Origin of the sequence: Grimontia indica (assembly GCF_000333895.2) — a bacterium.
Lineage (GTDB): Bacteria > Pseudomonadota > Gammaproteobacteria > Enterobacterales > Vibrionaceae > Enterovibrio > Enterovibrio indicus.
Genome location: NZ_ANFM02000025.1, coordinates 11,639 through 27,519, shown reverse-complemented (window position 1 = coordinate 27,519; position 15,881 = coordinate 11,639). Strand labels below are relative to the sequence as shown.

Below are 15,881 nucleotides of genomic sequence, written 5' to 3'. Positions count from 1 at the left end.
GCTGTTTTTAAATTCGCATGATGGATGACACGATGATCAGTAGTACAAAGAAGTTTTTCATAGCCTTAATGTTATTCTTTCCAGCAGTTGCGAGTGCCCAGCCGAACTTGGTGACGACTATCAAACCGCTCGGTCTGATAGCCAATGACATCGCGGGTAGTCATGCCAACGTGGAAGTGTTACTGCCGGATAGTGCATCTCCGCATGATTATGCGCTGAAACCGTCAGACCTCAAAAAAATCTCCTCTGCAGATGCAGTATTCTGGGTAGGGCCAGAACTAGAGTTGTTTTTGGAGAAGCTACTGAGCGATGCGGACAATGCTGTTCGTTTAACAAGCTACCCAGGCATGCCAGTTCGCTACTTCGAAGAAGGTTCGCATGGGCACGATGACCACGACCACCACGATCACTCTCATGATGGTATTGATGGACACATCTGGTTAGGCCCAGATCAAAGCATCGTTATTGCGCAGGCGGTAAAAGACAAGTTATCAAAAATAGACCCAGAGAATGCGAAGGCTTATGAGGATAACTACACGGCGTTTAAAGCTGAGTTGGAACAGGTAAAGCTTGAGCTTCAAACTCGTCTCTCCGCTTTCAACAACAAAGGCTACTTCCTGTTTCATGATGCATACGGCTATTTTGAAGATGCATTTAAACTCAGTCCACTTGGTCATTTGACCATCAACCCAGATCGTAAGCCTGGTGCTAAAACGCTTGTTGCTATCCGTGGTGCCATCAAAGAGGGTAAAGCGCAGTGTGTATTCAGTGAGCCTCAGTTTAACCCAGCCATGGTATCAACCTTGGTGAAAGGAACTGACACGAAAGTGTTGGTGCTTGATCCAATGGCAACGGACTTAAAAGTAGGAAGCAATCAATATGTTGATTTCTTGAATCAACTGGGAAGTCAGTATCTATCTTGCTTTGGAGAGATTTGAGTTGGTGTGGTGTGAACTTGTTCGCATAATTTCCAACTTCGAAGAAGACCAAATCCGAAAAGCTGCGAAACTGCAGTGACAGTAAAAAATCATATAAAACAATGTTGTCACTGTTTCGCATTTTGCTTGCTCTGCACAAACCATTTCTTATGGCGATGTTGATCTTTACCGGACTGACGGTAACGGTACAGGCATCGCCTATTTTCTATTCCTTCCCATTTGCCTCCGCGAGTGATACCGCCAAAATTAAAGAAATAGAGTATGCCGGAGGAAAAGGTGTCTGGCTGCTCGATACCGGCGGTCGTGTCAGTTTCTATGACGGATTGCACTACCACAAATTGGACGCCTTTACGCCCATCGGTAAGGGGGTTTCTAAAATTGAGCTGTTCGACGGAGATTTGTGGCTGGTATTAAAAGGCCAGCTAATACAATACGATATCGACGAAAACCAGTTAACCCCTGTTGCTTTGGAAGGAGAGGTGACTGCGCTGGTTGGAACGAAAAAACAGCTCTGGGTCACCACGTCGCGCAAGACATTCACAATAGACACTGATAGCCATCAACCAGCCACCGTATCTGATAAGCCATATGATGCCTTGATAGCAATGGATGACAAGGCTGTAGCTCTGCACGAAAACAAAGCTTACGCATTGCCTTCGAAACAACTCCTTTTTGAATTTGATGAGAGGATTAATAGCGTCTCGAAGCGGGGCGACCAATATTGGATGGGGACCGACAGGGGCGTGTTAGTCATTAAGTCTGGTAGGGTGCTGACTCGTTACCTACCTGAGCTGCGCATTGATCATGTAGCAGTGACCCATGAAGGGGTTTGGGCGGGGTCACCAGCAGGACTGTTTTTCAAGCAAGAGAATGAACGCGACTTTGATGCGCTCTCCGGACAGAGTGATGACACCTTCAGTTTTTCCGGACACGCCATTATGGATATTGAAGTGGGTGAAGCGGAAGATTTATGGGTCGCGAGCGATGTCGGGCTCAATTATCGCAGCAAAATTATCAGCCACATCAACCGATTCCCCATGTATGTTCTGTCCCCTGAACCTGGGGAGGAACAATTATCCTCACTGGTAGAGCACGATGACGGTTACCTTTTGAGTACCAGATATAAACTCGTCATGCTTAATGCTGAAATGATGCCGGTTAAATCCACTAAGCTGGACACCGCAATCGACAGCATGGTCAAGTTTGACGGTGCCTTATGGGTGGCGACTTCGTTAGGCCTTAAGGCCTATAACCCGGACACTTTTTCATGGTTGGAGGGGCAGATCCCACCAGTGCTCGAGGGCGTACCCGTTGATCGCATTATTAGCGACAGCCACTCACTTTGGCTGGCAACTGGCTCCAAGATCATGCGTTTTTGGCCTCAAAGTCAGACAGTGGTGGACTTCGGCAGCGATTGGTCAGGTGCATTCAATAACCGACTTACCTCAGTGATCGATCTTGAAGAAAGTGGCACCTGGCTCGGAACAGCGAATGGTCTCTATTTCTATTTTGATGGCAGGTTTATTCCGAAACTCAGCCGGGAACAAGTGGGAGCGATAAAGTCCCTGAAAGTCGGGCCGAATGGCGAATTATGGATGCTGACACAGCGTGGGATTTATACCTATGACGCTATCCAGCAATCTCAGCCCAAAGAGCAGTTTATTAATGCCAGCGACGATGTGGCCAAGTGTTTGGTTGTGAATGGCACCTCAGCGCTGTATGTGACTAAAAAAGGGGTGTACCGACACCAATTTTCCCCCAACGCTCTGCAATTTGTGCAAGGCTCCCCAAATCCAGTCGCCTCTTTGCGCCATTTCTGTCAAAAGAACGCAGAGAGAATGTTGATTGCAGGGGACTTTGGTGTGTTCTCGGTTCCTGAGGCGACACTCACATCACTCTTCAATACCCCATCTACTCCGGTATCGCCAAGCGCTGTTTATATCAACGGGATCCCCTGGCGGTTGGGACTTTCATCGGACAAACCACTTGGTATAAACCCCAATGGTACTGTTGCCGTCGAAGTGGGGCGGATGCCGTTTGGAACCAGCGAAACACTCAAGTATCGCCTTGAAGGCCATGGTGATGGGAACTGGTATTCTACAAGTGATCAAAAACTCGTTTTCAGTGCGTTAAAACCCGGTGATTACACCTTGACGATCAAGCTGGAAAAAGGTGATGGAACCAGTCAGCAGGTACGATTGATTAGGTTTGTGGTTGCGTCACCTTGGTACCAACGATTGGGTTATTTCCTGCTGGTCTTGATCATCGGCATCATCTTTGTGGCCGTCTATTATCGAAGAAAACACGATGCTGTAAGGGTTCAGAACAAGCAGCTTAGGGAAACCGTTCACCGCAAAGTCATTGAAATTGATAAACGCGAAGAATCCGTCAAACGCTTTTGTGGTACTTCGCTGCCTGAAGATAGTGACCTACCAGAGGCGCTCGCGCCAGTGCGAAGCGGAGACTTATCTTCGGAGTCTAAAGAGTCCGAAGCGTGGCGTGAGCGGGTGATTACCGAGATTAACAGTCATTTCCATGACCCTGAATACTCTACTGCACTGTTAGCAAGGGCATTGTTTATCTCGGAGCGAAGCTTGCAACGCCGCTTAAAGCAAGAACTAGGCAATACATTCAAAGAGATGCTGATTACAACGCGACTGGAGAATGCGAAACGTATGCTTTGTCAGGGTGACAAGATCACTGACGTCGCCGTTGCCTGCGGATTCAATGAACCTTCCTATTTCGCCAAGTCGTTTAAGCAAAAATATGGTGTTACTCCCTCACAATTCCGTGAAACCTGCGGCAGTGAACAGCATCCATAAACGCACTCTTCAATGCTAAATACCTGCTGGTGTAAGTCTATGGCTCGGGGTGGGGGCTACTACAAATAAAGGGAGGGCGAGAAAAAAAAGAGCGTGGTATAGCCTGCTGACCATACCACGGGCGTCAAAGACACCTTCGCTTGCTGCCGGAGGTGTGTGGGAGACCACACACCATCTGGAATTAGGTTTTAAATAACTTGGGTTCATTAAAACGATTTAACCGCGATCGCTGATAGTAATTTCCCGCCATTATTTCATTTCCATTAAAAAGCCCCGATTTCTTTGCACCGCCTCTAAAATTTCCAGGGGTAGAAGGGTTCAAAATTTTGTCTTTTAACGTTTTTAACGAAGAGTACAAGGTTTGATTTTTCTATTGAAGCTCAACCAAGGTGTGCGTCAACTGGCTGTTTTTATGATAAAACTGACGAAGTTAACGAGAATATTGACGAAATTGACGAGCGGATCGACGTGCTGAACGAGTGAGGTATCGAACTTTCCTAGGGTCTGTTGATCAAAAACAACTTTCCTACGGAAACAATTTGCAATACTTTTGACTGCAAATGTATATGATTCTCATTTTGGTTGTATTTATGAAGCTTACGGAACTTAAACCCGGTAAGGCTGGGCGGGTGCTATCTCTCTCGTCTGTGCCTACTATCCCTCGAAAAAAACTGATGGCAATGGGTTTACTGCCCGAGACTGAGTTCAGTGTTATCCGTTATGCACCAATGGGCGATCCGGTCCAAATCCGAGTGAGAGGATGCGACATTGCACTTCGCCTATCTTTAGCGCAAAACATCGAGGTAGCCTCTCATGATGGGTAAGCAATTACTGACGGTGGGAAACCCCAATTCTGGTAAAACGACCTTGTTTAATCGCCTGACAGGCTCGCGTCAGGAAATCGGTAACTGGGCGGGTGTTACTGTGGACAAGAAGATGGGGCGGCTGTCACTGCAAGGTGAAGAGGCTTCCCTCACTGATTTGCCGGGCATCTACACGCTCGACAATGCAGATGGTGAGAATAGTCTTGATGAATCAATCGCGATTTCAGCGTTGTTCAATCTCCCTTGCGATTTGATTGTTAACGTTCTAGATGCGAGCAGTCTTGAGCGCAGTTTGTATCTTACGCTGCAATTGCGTGAGCTTGGCCGTCCAATGGTTGTGATACTGAACAAAATGGATGTGGTTAAGGCTCAAGGTTTTGAAATCGATGAAAACGTTTTGTCGAATTTACTCCAGTGTCCTGTCTATTCCGTGACAGCAACCGACATGAAGTCGGTTGAGGCGCTGAATGTTTCGCTCTCTGAGGCGTTATCAGTTGCGCCGTCTTCAAACAGTGGTTTTGAGCTTCACTATGGTGAAAACCTTGAGCAAGGCATCTCGACGCTGTCGCAAGAACTCGTAAAAGAAGGCCATGCGTACAGTCGGGCAGCGGCTATCCGTCTTCTATGCGGAGATAGCGCTCTTAAGCGTCAGGTGTCTGATGGCATTGAGTATACCCTCCATACGGTCACAAACTCTATGGAAGCAACAGATATCGACCTCATGGTTGCAGATGTCCGTTATTCACGGGTTGCGAAAATCTGTCATGCAGCCAAAACACAAGTCGTTCCTCTCAAAGCGAGAGTCACAGATGCCATCGATAATCTGGTATTGAGCCGCTACTTTGGAATGCCAATCTTCTTTGCCGTGATGTACATGATGTTTATGTTCTCCATCAATATTGGAGGTGCATTCATCGACTTTTTCGATATCGGTACTGGGGCATTGTTGGTCGATGGTGGTCATTATCTGCTGGATGACCACCTCCCAGTTTGGCTGGTCACTATTATTGCTGACGGTGTCGGTGGCGGTATCCAGACTGTCGCGACATTTATTCCTGTGATTGCCTGTCTGTATCTGTTCATGTCCCTTCTTGAAACGTCTGGCTATATGGCACGTGCCGCTTTTGTACTGGATAAGGCAATGCAGAAGATAGGGCTGCCGGGCAAAGCTTTCGTTCCATTGGTGCTGGGCTTTGGGTGTAATGTACCTGCGATTATGGCAACCCGTACATTGGATCAGGAACGTGAACGCCGGTTGGCGGCGGCGATGGCACCGTTTATGTCTTGTGGCGCAAGGCTACCCGTTTACGCACTCTTTGCCGCGGCATTTTTCCCGGAAAATGGTCAGAATGTTGTTTTCCTCCTCTACCTTTTGGGTATCGCGGTCGCTATCTTTACGGGTATTGTTCTGCGCCGGACCTTATATCCCGGTGATAGCGAAGCCTTGTTAATGGAAATGCCTCGCTATGAATGGCCGCGGGTGAAAGATATCTACGTGAAAACCTGGCAGAAACTCAAGCGTTTTGTACTGGGTGCCGGTAAGACCATTGTGGTGGTGGTGACTATCCTGAGCTTTGCGAATTCAATTGGTACGGATGGCTCGTTTGGTAACGAAGATTCAGATAACTCCGTGTTGGCAAAGGCGGCTCAATTTGTCACACCAGTGTTTTCACCAATCGGTATTCAGGAAGACAACTGGCAAGCGACGGTTGGCATCATTACCGGCATTTTTGCTAAAGAAGCTGTTGTGGGCACGTTGAACAACCTGTATGCCTCTCCAAGTGATGAAGAAGCTTCAGAGTACGACTTGCTAAGTAGCCTGACCGAAGCGGTACAGACTATCCCGGAAAACCTGATGGGACTGAATTATGCAGACCCACTGGGTATTCAAGTGGGTGATTTAGTAGATAATGAAGCGGTGGCTGAAGAGCAAGAAGTTGACCTGAGCATTTTTGCTAATCTGAGTGCTAATTTCACCGTGGCGAGCGCCTTTGCTTATCTGGTTTTCATCTTGCTATACACACCTTGTGTCGCGGCGATGGGCGCGTATGTCCGTGAATTTGGCCGACCATTTGCTGTCTTCATTGCTGGATGGACCATGCTGCTAGGTGTGGTGGTTGCAACCATTACCTATCAGTCGATGATGCTAATGGTGACACCTTTGGCGAGTGGTCTATGGATTGCCGGTAGCATTGTGTTGATGGTGGCGACGATAGCGTTACTCAAACGCCAAGGTTCATTCGCAAACACACTCAAAGTCGTTACAGTATGATTTTGTTTGCCTTGCGGGATTATATCCAATCTCACCCAAAGTGCTCTTTAAAGGAGTTGGCAAAAGCGTTCGCGCTGTCTGAAGATGGTGTTGAAGCCATGCTGAAAGAGTGGGTGAAACGGGGAAAACTCAAGGTGACAGTATCTAAGCGATCATCTTTCGAAGTCCGGCAATATACTTGGTTGGAAGACTCTGAGCTGGGGCTGACTGTCTACCAGTAAAAACAAAAAGCGCGGATATAATCCGCGCTTTTCTTTTATCCCGCCGGCGTGAAGTCGGTGATCTCGCCGAGGAGGGCGCGCCATTTTTCCGTAATTTCGACTTGGGCTAAGTCATGGCGCAGCACCCCGTTTGTGTTGCCCCATACAGGACCAGGCCACGCAGTATCGGTTTGGAAGCGGGCAATATGATGAACGTGAAGCTGAGGCACCATGTTACCCAGAGCAGCGATGTTGAGCTTGTCTGCATTCGTGTGCGCTTCCAGCTTTGTCGCGACCCAAGAAGATTCACGAATAAACTGGAGTTGATCAGTTTCGGACAGATGGTGAATTTCGCGAATTCCTTCGACTCTGGGAACCAAAATCAACCAAGGACCAAAGTCTTCTTTACTTAAAAGAACACGGCAAAGTGGCAAGTCGCCGAGCCATGTGGTGTCTGCGTCCAAACGTGGGTGGAGTTCGAATGGCATTTCATCTTCTCTTGATGTCAGGAAATCAGGTCAAAACTACTGGGATTCTGCGCCAATGTAAATGATCGTCGGAGTGCGCATTCTCATGATTGAAACGATAGCTCAACCCTTTGAGCGGCTTGACCAAGATTAAACTCTTACTTGTCCTGTCGTGCACGTCTTGCGTAAATGTCATAGTAAAATCACAAAACCAACGCCAATCGTGTCATTGCACCGCGTTAAATCAAATATGCAGTTAGGCTTTAAAGGTACTTATATTGCGTCAGAGGGAGGCGCGAATGGACTACATAGAAGTACTAGAGTTTTGGTTTGGCGATCCTGATGCTCCCAAAACAGACGATATGCTTAACGCCATGTGGTTTGAAAGCGATGAGGCGTTGGACAAGCAAATCCGAGAGCAGTTTCTTCCCTATGTCAGCATGGCGGGCGAGGGGAAATTGAATCAGTGGCTTTCTTCACCACAAGGAACATTAGCGACTATCGTTCTTCTTGATCAGTTTAGCCGCAGGGTTTATCGCGGATTGAGCGCGGCATTCCGGTATGACGAGTTTGCTTTGGCGGTCTGCAAGCGTGGCCTAGCAGAAGCACAGGATTTAACCTTGCCGACCATTCAGCGAGCGTTTTTCTATATGCCTTTGCAACACTCGGAACACATGGAAGACCAAGAAGAAGCCCTTTTTCGTTTCAGTCAGCTGTGTAGTTCTGCTGGACTGGATGAGGCAGGGTTGTTTGAAAATATTTTTCGCCACGCGAGAAACAACTTTGACGTTATTAAGCGATTTGGACGCTTTCCGAGCCGAAATGCTTCGCTGGGCCGACTTTCTACAGAAGCTGAGTTGCAATGGCTCGCTGGTGGCGGAGCGAAGCTTACTCAATAGCAGGTTCGCTTAGCTAACCTGCGGCATGACGCAGTTGCGGCCTTTGTGTTTTGCGTTGTACAAGGCTTCGTCTGCTCTGGCTACTAACGCCAATCCACACTCATCACCTTCTCTCTCCGCGATACCAAATGATGCCGTAATCGAGTTGATTTTCTGTCCAGAACGCTTGTCTGTGACCGACAACCTTTCGAGTGTCGAACGCATTTTCTCGGCGAGCATAAACGTCGACTTTAGAGGCAGACTTGGCAAAATAGTCACGAACTCTTCTCCGCCGTATCTAAATACTGCCCCTGATTCATCAACCACCTGCTGCAGTTTGGCTGCAACAATCTGAAGTACCTTGTCGCCCATTTGATGACCAAACTCATCGTTGAAAGATTTGAAGTGATCGATATCTACCATCATGACACTGAATACGTTGTTTTGGCTAACGTTTTCATCGAGCTGCTTTTCAAATTCACGACGGTTTAAGCAGCCTGTCAAAGCATCATGTGAGGCTTGTTTCTGATATTCCTGAAGTTGTTTTTTTAGTGCGTCAATTTCAGTTTTTTGTGAGGTAACTTGTAACTGGTATTGGGACGTAGCACTCAGCAGATGCTGTGAACCTTTGAGAAGTTCATGCAGCACTTGCTTGCTTTCTCCGTTTTTGGCGATATCACCTTTTACGTTTTTCAGTTTATCTACAGAACTGCTTAGGATGTCTCGAAACTCTTCGGTATCCGATACCGTGTGTTCCATGGATTCGCCAAGATCAGCAGTCAGGTTCTGAAGCTTTTGACGGAAATTGTTCACTTCCCGCCTGGCATCATCAATCAGATACGTATCGATAATTTCGTCGCAGTGTTTAATCGAGCAGGCTCCAAAACGGCTGACTTTGTTATCAACAGCTTGATTTAACTGGGGGTTTGTACCTGCACAATAGGTATACCAAAGCGAGAAATAGTGAGGCGTTGTCGGTACCTTGTATTTTACCATTAAAGGTACGGCACGCTTGAAAATACTGGTGGCTTCAAAAAAGGCGTAATCACTCATTAGTGTCTCCTTAACGAACACTTTCTCCGCTATTGATACAGGATTATGTGCGATAAATTAACACTAGGTGTAAAAAACCCCGTACATTGGTACAGGGTTTTTGAGAATTGTGATCTTAATCTGATTTTATTTGGTTACATACGTTCTAACGTATTAATTCCAAGCAGATCAAGGCCTTGTTTTATAGTGCGTGATGTCAGTGCAGCTAGTTTCATTCTACTTTGCTTAGTTTCACCTTCAGCATTCAGGATCGGGCACGCTTCGTAGAAGCTTGAGAATGTACCGGCCAGATCAAACAGGTAGCTACACATGATGTGTGGCTGACCTTCGCGTGCGACACCATCAACAGCTTCTTCAAATTGCAGAAGTTTACAAACCAGTGCTTTCTCTTTCTCTTCAGACACAATGATTTGGCCTTCAATGCTGTTCGCATCAATGCCAGCTTTGTTGAAGATAGAGGCCACGCGGGTGTATGCGTATTGCATGTAAGGCGCAGTGTTGCCTTCAAACGCCAGCATGTTGTCCCAGTCAAACACATAGTCAGTGGTGCGGTGCTTGGACAAGTCAGCGTATTTTACGGCTGCCATTGCTACTGTGTTAGCAATGTTGTCTTTTTCTTCCGCTGACAATTCAGGGTTTTTCTCTTCAATCAGCTTCTTCGCGCGCACTTCTGCTTCGTCCAGCAGGTCAGCCAGACGAACGGTACCGCCTGCACGGGTCTTGAACGGCTTACCATCTTTACCCAGCATCATGCCGAATGCATGGTGCTCAAGGCTCATGCTTTCAGGTACATAACCAGCTTTACGAACGATAGTCCATGCCTGCATGAGGTGCTGGTGTTGACGTGAGTCGATGAAGTACAGCACGCGATCTGCGTTGAAGGTTTCGTAACGGTATTTCGCACATGCGATATCCGTAGTGGTGTACAGGAAGCCGCCATCACGCTTTTGGATGATCACACCCATAGGCTCGCCATCTTTGTTCTTGTATTCCTCTAGGAACACAACCATGGCGCCGTCATCTTCGACTGCCAGACCTTGTGCTTTCAGGTCTTCAACAATACCAGCCAGCATGCTGTTGTACATGCTTTCGCCCATCACGTCTTTGTCTGTCAGGGATACGTTCAGACGATCGTAGTTGCGCTGGTTTTGCTCAAGGGTGATCTTAACCAGTTGCTGCCATTTTTCTTTGCAGTATTCGTCACCGCTTTGCAGGCGAACTACGTAGTTACGCGCAGTCTTTGCGAACTCTTCGTCTTCGTCGTAAAGCTTCTTCGATTCACGGTAGAAGCCTTCAATGTCGCTAAGATCCATTGAAATGTCGCCGCCTTGCGCTTCATGACGCTCAAGGTTTGCGATCAGCATGCCGAACTGGGTACCCCAGTCGCCAAGGTGGTTAGCGCGGATAACGTTGTGACCCATGAACTCCAGAGTGCGTACAACCGCATCACCAATGATGGTTGAACGCAAGTGACCAACGTGCATTTCTTTCGCTACGTTTGGAGCAGAGTAGTCAACCACAATGTTTTGTTTTTCAGCTTCTGCCACACCCAGACGGTCACTCGCCAGCGCTTCGTCTGCTTTGGCTGCGAGCCATTCAGTGCTCAAGAAAATATTGATAAATCCTGGGCCAGCGATTTCGGTTTTTTCCGCCATGCCATCCAGATCCAGAACATCCAGCACTTTCTGCGCGAATTCGCGTGGGTTACAACCCAGCTTTTTGGCAACACCCATGATGCCGTTTGCCTGGTAGTCACCAAACTGTGGTTTCGCTGATTGACGGACAGCCGCTGGGCTGCCTTCAGGTGCACCTGCAGCAACCATGGCTGCAGCGACTTTGTCGTTAAGAAGGGCTTGAATATTCACTTGCTTACCTTAATTCTGACACCCGGCAAAATGCAGCCGGGTTAAAGCAAAAAATCCGTCAACAATACCCACTGCAATTTGAGGCAAACAGGGCATGGTTGACGGCTTTAGCACTGAAACTTGGGCATCAAAGTGTGATGCGCGTATGTAGGCGTAATAATACCCACAAACAGGCGCAGTTTAAAAGCTGAATCCTGCGAAATAGGTGGATTTCATAGCAAGTAAAAGCGTGTGCGTTCCAGTGATATCAACGCTGTGGTAAATTCCTGTCATCTTTGAAGGTAACGAGATGACCATGTCAGCATTAACCGTCGAATCCCTCTTCGCCACACTCCCTGAATTTTCTGCTCGTATGGATGCGCTGTTAGAAGTGTTGGAGTTGGATCTTAGCGCCTATCAGGCCGACCACATCGCTTTGCGCATTAACGACAGAAAAGCGGCTGAGGAACTTCACCAATCCTGGCTTTCTTCGGGTGAAGAACTTTCCGTGAATAACATCAATGGTCGTCCAATTGTGGTGATCAAAGCGAACGAGTCTCTGTCTTTCGGTCAATGGCAAACGCATTGTGTCGAGTTGCCTTATCCGGGCGATAAGCTTTATCCGGAAGAAGGGTGGGAACACGCTGAATGGGTGGTACCGTCAAAGGCGACAACACCAGAAGCGTTGCTTGAGGATGTGTTTGGTTTGTTCCCAGCGCTTGCAGCAAAGTGGGATCAACTGGCATCACTGGGTGTGAAGGTGAAGCTGAGTTCTCCTGCTGGCGAGGGCGAGCGTATTGCCAACCCGACAGTGGCATTCAAGTTCAAGGGCGTTTGCGTCAAGCTCCACCCGGTGACTCTGGAGCAAGTGATAGAAAGTGAAAAAGGAGCCTGAGGCTCCTTTTTTTTGGTCGATTTCCGGCTTACAGAATGACGGTCTTATTGCCATAAACGAAGACTTTGTCTTCGATCACTTGGCTCAGTGCATTACTCAGCACGGTTTTCTCTACGTCACGACCCGCTTTCACCATGTCTTCTGCACTGAAGGTGTGGTCAACATGTTTCACGTTCTGGTCGATGATTGGACCTTCATCTAAATCGTTGGTCACGAAATGTGCCGTTGCACCAATGATTTTCACGCCACGCTCCCACGCCTGATGATAAGGGCGAGCGCCGATGAATGCTGGCAGGAAGCTGTGGTGAATGTTGATGATTTTACGAGGGAAACGTGCAACGAAGTTTGGTGTCAGCACTCGCATAAATTTTGCCAGAACAATATGGTCCGGTTCATACCCTTCGATGATGTCGATGATTTGGTTTTCATGCGCTTCACGTTCCAGGCCTTCATGGCTCACAAAGTGGAACGGAATATCGAATTTTTCCGTTAATGCGGCCAGCTTATCGTGGTTACCAATCACGGCGGCAATATCCACATCCAAAGAACCGTCATAGGCTTTCATCAGGATGTCACCCAGACAGTGTGACTCTTTGGTCACCATGATCACCACACGTTTACGACGACTGGTGTCAATGAGATTACGGTGACTGCCTGCGGGAAGTGCCTGATCGATATCCATCAGGAAGGTTTCATCATTGAAAATTCCTTCCAGCTCAGTACGCATGAAGAACTGACCGGTACTGTGGTCAACATACTCATTGTTATGGATGATGTTGAGTTGGTGTTTGTAACAGATGTTGGTGATCTTGGCGATAAGACCTTGAGCGTCAGGGCAGTCCGTCAGCAGGATTTTTCTTTCCATAGAAATGTATTACTCGTGATGAATTTTAATTTGCTATTCATCACGTTTTACTCTGAATTGGCCTCAAGGTCAAAGACTTGACGGTGGCGTTCTGCATGTCTGGCGATAAGGGGGGATTGTTGGCATAATGCAATCCTTTCAAATACTGTATAAATGACCAATGATTTCGAAGGTTTTCTCCACCACAGGTGCGTTGGCTAGAGCGATAAAAGGCTTCCAGCCACGCCAGCCACAGACCGACATGGCGTTGTCAGTTGAGCGTTCAATCAAAAACCAAACTCAACTTGTGGTCGAGGCTGGGACGGGTACCGGTAAAACTTATGCTTATCTGGTGCCTGCGCTGCTCAGCGGAAAGAAAACCATTGTCAGTACAGGTTCGAAAAATCTTCAGGAACAGCTGTTTCACCGTGATCTGCCATTAATGGTCGACACCCTCGGCTTCTCAGGTCGTGTTGCCTTGCTGAAAGGGCGTACAAACTACCTTTGCCCAGAACGCTTAAGCCGCCAGATGATTGAGAGTCACGACGGTCACGCCGATCCGACGCTGCTCAGCCAGTTAGTAAAAGTGCGCAGCTGGTCTTCAGAAACCAAAACCGGTGATTTGGGCGAATGCGATGATTTGGCAGAAGACAGCCCAGTCATCCCCACAATTACCTCGACCAATGACAACTGTCTGGGTAAAGAATGCCCAAGTTACGAAGACTGTTTTGTGGTGAAGGCCCGCAAACGCGCCATGGATGCAGACTTGGTGGTCGTGAATCACCACCTTTTCCTAGCCGATTTGGCGATCAAAGAAACAGGGTTTGGTGAACTGATTCCGGAAGCGGAAGTGTTTATCTTCGATGAAGCGCACCAGATCCCCGATATCGCCAGCCAGTATTTCGGCCAGAGTCTTTCCAGTCGTCAGCTTCAGGAACTCGCCAAAGACATCAACATTGCGTATCGCACTGAACTTCGCGATACCAAACAGCTTGAGAAAGTCGCTGATCGCCTTTCTCAATCGGCATCGGATTTGCGCATTGTACTGGGCGAGCCGGGCTTTCGTGGTAACTGGCGTGAAATAAGCACTTCTCCGGCGGTAGCAAGGGAGCTGGTGCGTTTGACCGACGCACTAGAGCTTGCCCATGACGTGATGAAGCTGTCATTGGGTCGAAGCCAGTTGTTGGATGCCGCCTTCGATCGCGCTACTTTATTTAAAGCCAGACTTGAGCGGGTAAAAGATACCTCTATCCCTGGCTATTCCTATTGGTACGAATGCAGCCGCCATCATTTCAGCCTGAACATCACACCATTGTCCGTGGCTGAAAAATTCCGCGAGCAAATTCAGCAGCAGGAAGGGGCGTGGATATTTACCTCTGCAACGCTCGCGGTGAACGATGACTTCAGTCACTTCAGTAACCGCTTGGGTTTAGAGCCCACGGAGCAGTTTACCCTGCCCAGTCCATTCGATTACGAATCTCAGGCGATTCTCTGCGTGCCGCGCTTTTTGCCTGAGCCAAACAGCTATGGCCTTGCAGATAAGCTGGTGGACATGCTTAAGCCAGTCATTGAGCAAAACAACGGACGCTGTTTCTTCCTTTGTACGTCACATCAAATGGTGCGTGATTTATCTGAGCGTTTCCGCGAATTGTCAGACTTGCCCGTATTGGTGCAAGGGGAAATGTCGAAACAGAAACTGCTCGCTGAATTTTTAGAGCTGGGTAATGCGCTTTTGGTTGCCACAGGTGCCTTCTGGGAAGGGATAGACGTTAGAGGGCAGGCGCTGAGCTGTGTTATTATCGACAAATTGCCTTTTACTGCGCCGGATGATCCGCTGCTCAAAGCACGGATTGAAGATTGTCGCCTTCAGGGCGGCGACCCGTTTTCCCAAGTTCAAATCCCCGATGCGGTGATTACCCTCAAGCAGGGCGTTGGGCGACTTATCCGTGACAGAAACGATCATGGTGCGCTTATTATCTGCGATAACCGCTTGGTGAGCAGAAATTATGGTGAAACCTTCCTGCGCAGCTTACCGCCAATCCCGCGAACGCGTGATCTGGCAAAAGTCAGCGGATTTCTCGCTGAAATAGATACGAATAACCAGTCTGCAGAATCGTCTGCAGCGTCAGAGGTATAAATGGCTTCTAAGATCCTTGCCGTCGATACGGCCACAGAAAACTGCTCCGTCGCTCTGAAGGTGGGGAACGAAATTATCGCGCGTTGTGAAATGGCACCGCGTGAACACACCACGAAAATACTGCCTATGGTCGATAGTGTACTGGCTGAAGCGGGCTTAAAGCTGAACCAGTTGGATGCGCTGGCGTTTGGTCGTGGTCCAGGCAGTTTTACCGGTGTGCGTATTGGTATTGGTATCGCTCAGGGTCTGGCATTTGGAGCAGACCTGCCAATGGTCGGTGTATCCACGCTGGCTGCAATGGCGGAGCAGGCTCATCGTAAACAGCAGGCCACACACGTGTTGTCTACCATCGATGCGCGCATGAACGAAATCTATGCAGGTGGCTATGTACGCCTTGAAAACGGCGATTGGGAAACGGTCGTTGAAGAAGCAGTACTGCCTCCTGAAATGCTCAAGCCAGAATTGGCAAAAGGTGAGTGGTTTGTAGCAGGAACAGGCTGGCAAGCTTACCCTGATTTGCAAGGCCAGCTACACTTATCGGTAAGCGACAGCGGTGTGTTGTATCCTGAATCGCAGGATATGTTAATCCTTGCTCATCATGCGTTTGCGCGTGGAGAGGCAGTGGATGCAGAACATGCCAGCCCGGTATACCTTCGTGATACTGTGGCATGGAAGAAATTACCAGGTCGCGAATAGTTTTATCTAAA

Annotated in this window: 13 protein-coding genes; 9 read left to right on the top strand and 4 right to left on the bottom strand. The window is 48.2% G+C overall.

The genetic code is table 11. The features are described from left to right. The first annotated feature begins 32 nt into the window (after window positions 1–32). The 5 genes from znuA to D515_RS14360 all read left to right on the top strand — a co-directional run bounded on the left by znuA (window position 33) and on the right by D515_RS14360 (window position 7,077). Window positions 33–938, top strand: coding sequence for a zinc ABC transporter substrate-binding protein ZnuA (gene znuA / locus D515_RS14380; protein ID WP_002539557.1), 906 nt, complete (start codon window positions 33–35; stop codon window positions 936–938). Window positions 939–1,087: 149 nt separating this feature from the next. Further along, entirely contained in the window at window positions 1,088–3,760 is a 2,673-nt protein-coding gene (locus D515_RS14375) for a helix-turn-helix domain-containing protein (protein ID WP_239643983.1), read from the top strand. Window positions 3,761–4,350: 590 nt separating this feature from the next. Continuing rightward, entirely contained in the window at window positions 4,351–4,584 is a 234-nt protein-coding gene (locus D515_RS14370; RefSeq protein WP_039850147.1) for a FeoA family protein, read from the top strand. Continuing rightward, window positions 4,574–6,856, top strand: coding sequence for a Fe(2+) transporter permease subunit FeoB (gene feoB / locus D515_RS14365; protein ID WP_002539555.1), 2,283 nt, complete (start codon window positions 4,574–4,576; stop codon window positions 6,854–6,856). The genes D515_RS14370 and feoB overlap by 11 nt, the downstream gene beginning before the upstream one ends. Beyond that, complete coding sequence (locus tag D515_RS14360) at window positions 6,853–7,077, top strand: FeoC-like transcriptional regulator (RefSeq protein WP_002539554.1); 225 nt, start codon at window positions 6,853–6,855, stop codon at window positions 7,075–7,077. The genes feoB and D515_RS14360 overlap by 4 nt, the downstream gene beginning before the upstream one ends. 35 nt (window positions 7,078–7,112) lie before the next feature. Here D515_RS14360 and D515_RS14355 read toward each other — a convergent pair whose 3' ends face one another. After that, complete coding sequence (locus D515_RS14355) at window positions 7,113–7,544, bottom strand: HIT domain-containing protein (RefSeq protein ID WP_002539553.1); 432 nt, start codon at window positions 7,542–7,544, stop codon at window positions 7,113–7,115. A gap of 278 nt (window positions 7,545–7,822) precedes the next feature. Here D515_RS14355 and D515_RS14350 point away from each other — a divergent pair, with 278 nt between their 5' ends. Then, window positions 7,823–8,422 carry a DUF924 family protein gene (locus tag D515_RS14350; RefSeq protein ID WP_002539552.1) on the top strand — a complete coding sequence of 200 codons (600 nt, stop codon included), beginning with the start codon at window positions 7,823–7,825 and terminating at the stop codon, window positions 8,420–8,422. Window positions 8,423–8,431: 9 nt separating this feature from the next. Here the strand turns inward: D515_RS14350 and D515_RS14345 are convergent, their stop codons facing one another. Beyond that, window positions 8,432–9,454, bottom strand: coding sequence for a GGDEF domain-containing protein (locus D515_RS14345; protein ID WP_002539551.1), 1,023 nt, complete (start codon window positions 9,452–9,454; stop codon window positions 8,432–8,434). A gap of 134 nt (window positions 9,455–9,588) precedes the next feature. Continuing rightward, complete coding sequence (argS, locus tag D515_RS14340; protein WP_002539549.1) at window positions 9,589–11,319, bottom strand: arginine--tRNA ligase; 1,731 nt, start codon at window positions 11,317–11,319, stop codon at window positions 9,589–9,591. A 295-nt stretch (window positions 11,320–11,614) separates the two neighbouring features. Here argS and D515_RS14335 point away from each other — a divergent pair, with 295 nt between their 5' ends. Then, a complete protein-coding gene (locus tag D515_RS14335) occupies window positions 11,615–12,193 on the top strand; it encodes a VOC family protein (RefSeq protein WP_039850145.1) in 579 nt (192 codons plus the stop codon). A gap of 28 nt (window positions 12,194–12,221) precedes the next feature. On the opposite strand, the gene purU is transcribed toward D515_RS14335, so the two are convergent. Beyond that, window positions 12,222–13,058 (bottom strand): formyltetrahydrofolate deformylase, encoded by an 837-nt coding sequence (gene purU, locus D515_RS14330; protein ID WP_002539547.1) that lies wholly within the window; start codon window positions 13,056–13,058, stop codon window positions 12,222–12,224. A 160-nt stretch (window positions 13,059–13,218) separates the two neighbouring features. Between purU and D515_RS14325 the strand changes: the two genes are divergently transcribed. Next, window positions 13,219–15,174: a DNA repair helicase YoaA gene (locus D515_RS14325; protein WP_002539546.1), complete on the top strand. Its 1,956-nt coding sequence runs from the start codon at window positions 13,219–13,221 to the stop codon at window positions 15,172–15,174. Continuing rightward, window positions 15,175–15,870: a tRNA (adenosine(37)-N6)-threonylcarbamoyltransferase complex dimerization subunit type 1 TsaB gene (gene tsaB / locus D515_RS14320; RefSeq protein WP_002539545.1), complete on the top strand. Its 696-nt coding sequence runs from the start codon at window positions 15,175–15,177 to the stop codon at window positions 15,868–15,870. It abuts the gene before it with no gap. Window positions 15,871–15,881 lie beyond the last annotated feature (11 nt).

Bases quoted from the DNA above. Each gene is read 5' to 3' on its own strand.
- znuA (WP_002539557.1), top strand. From the start codon at position 33: ATGATCAGTAGTACAAAGAAGTTTTTCATAGCCTTAATGTTATTCTTT.
- D515_RS14375 (WP_239643983.1), top strand. From the start codon at position 1,088: ATGGCGATGTTGATCTTTACCGGACTGACGGTAACGGTACAGGCATCG.
- D515_RS14370 (WP_039850147.1), top strand. From the start codon at position 4,351: ATGAAGCTTACGGAACTTAAACCCGGTAAGGCTGGGCGGGTGCTATCT.
- feoB (WP_002539555.1), top strand. From the start codon at position 4,574: ATGATGGGTAAGCAATTACTGACGGTGGGAAACCCCAATTCTGGTAAA.
- D515_RS14360 (WP_002539554.1), top strand. From the start codon at position 6,853: ATGATTTTGTTTGCCTTGCGGGATTATATCCAATCTCACCCAAAGTGC.
- D515_RS14355 (WP_002539553.1), bottom strand. From the start codon at position 7,544: ATGCCATTCGAACTCCACCCACGTTTGGACGCAGACACCACATGGCTC.
- D515_RS14350 (WP_002539552.1), top strand. From the start codon at position 7,823: ATGGACTACATAGAAGTACTAGAGTTTTGGTTTGGCGATCCTGATGCT.
- D515_RS14345 (WP_002539551.1), bottom strand. From the start codon at position 9,454: ATGAGTGATTACGCCTTTTTTGAAGCCACCAGTATTTTCAAGCGTGCC.
- D515_RS14335 (WP_039850145.1), top strand. From the start codon at position 11,615: ATGTCAGCATTAACCGTCGAATCCCTCTTCGCCACACTCCCTGAATTT.
- purU (WP_002539547.1), bottom strand. From the start codon at position 13,058: ATGGAAAGAAAAATCCTGCTGACGGACTGCCCTGACGCTCAAGGTCTT.
- D515_RS14325 (WP_002539546.1), top strand. From the start codon at position 13,219: ATGATTTCGAAGGTTTTCTCCACCACAGGTGCGTTGGCTAGAGCGATA.
- tsaB (WP_002539545.1), top strand. From the start codon at position 15,175: ATGGCTTCTAAGATCCTTGCCGTCGATACGGCCACAGAAAACTGCTCC.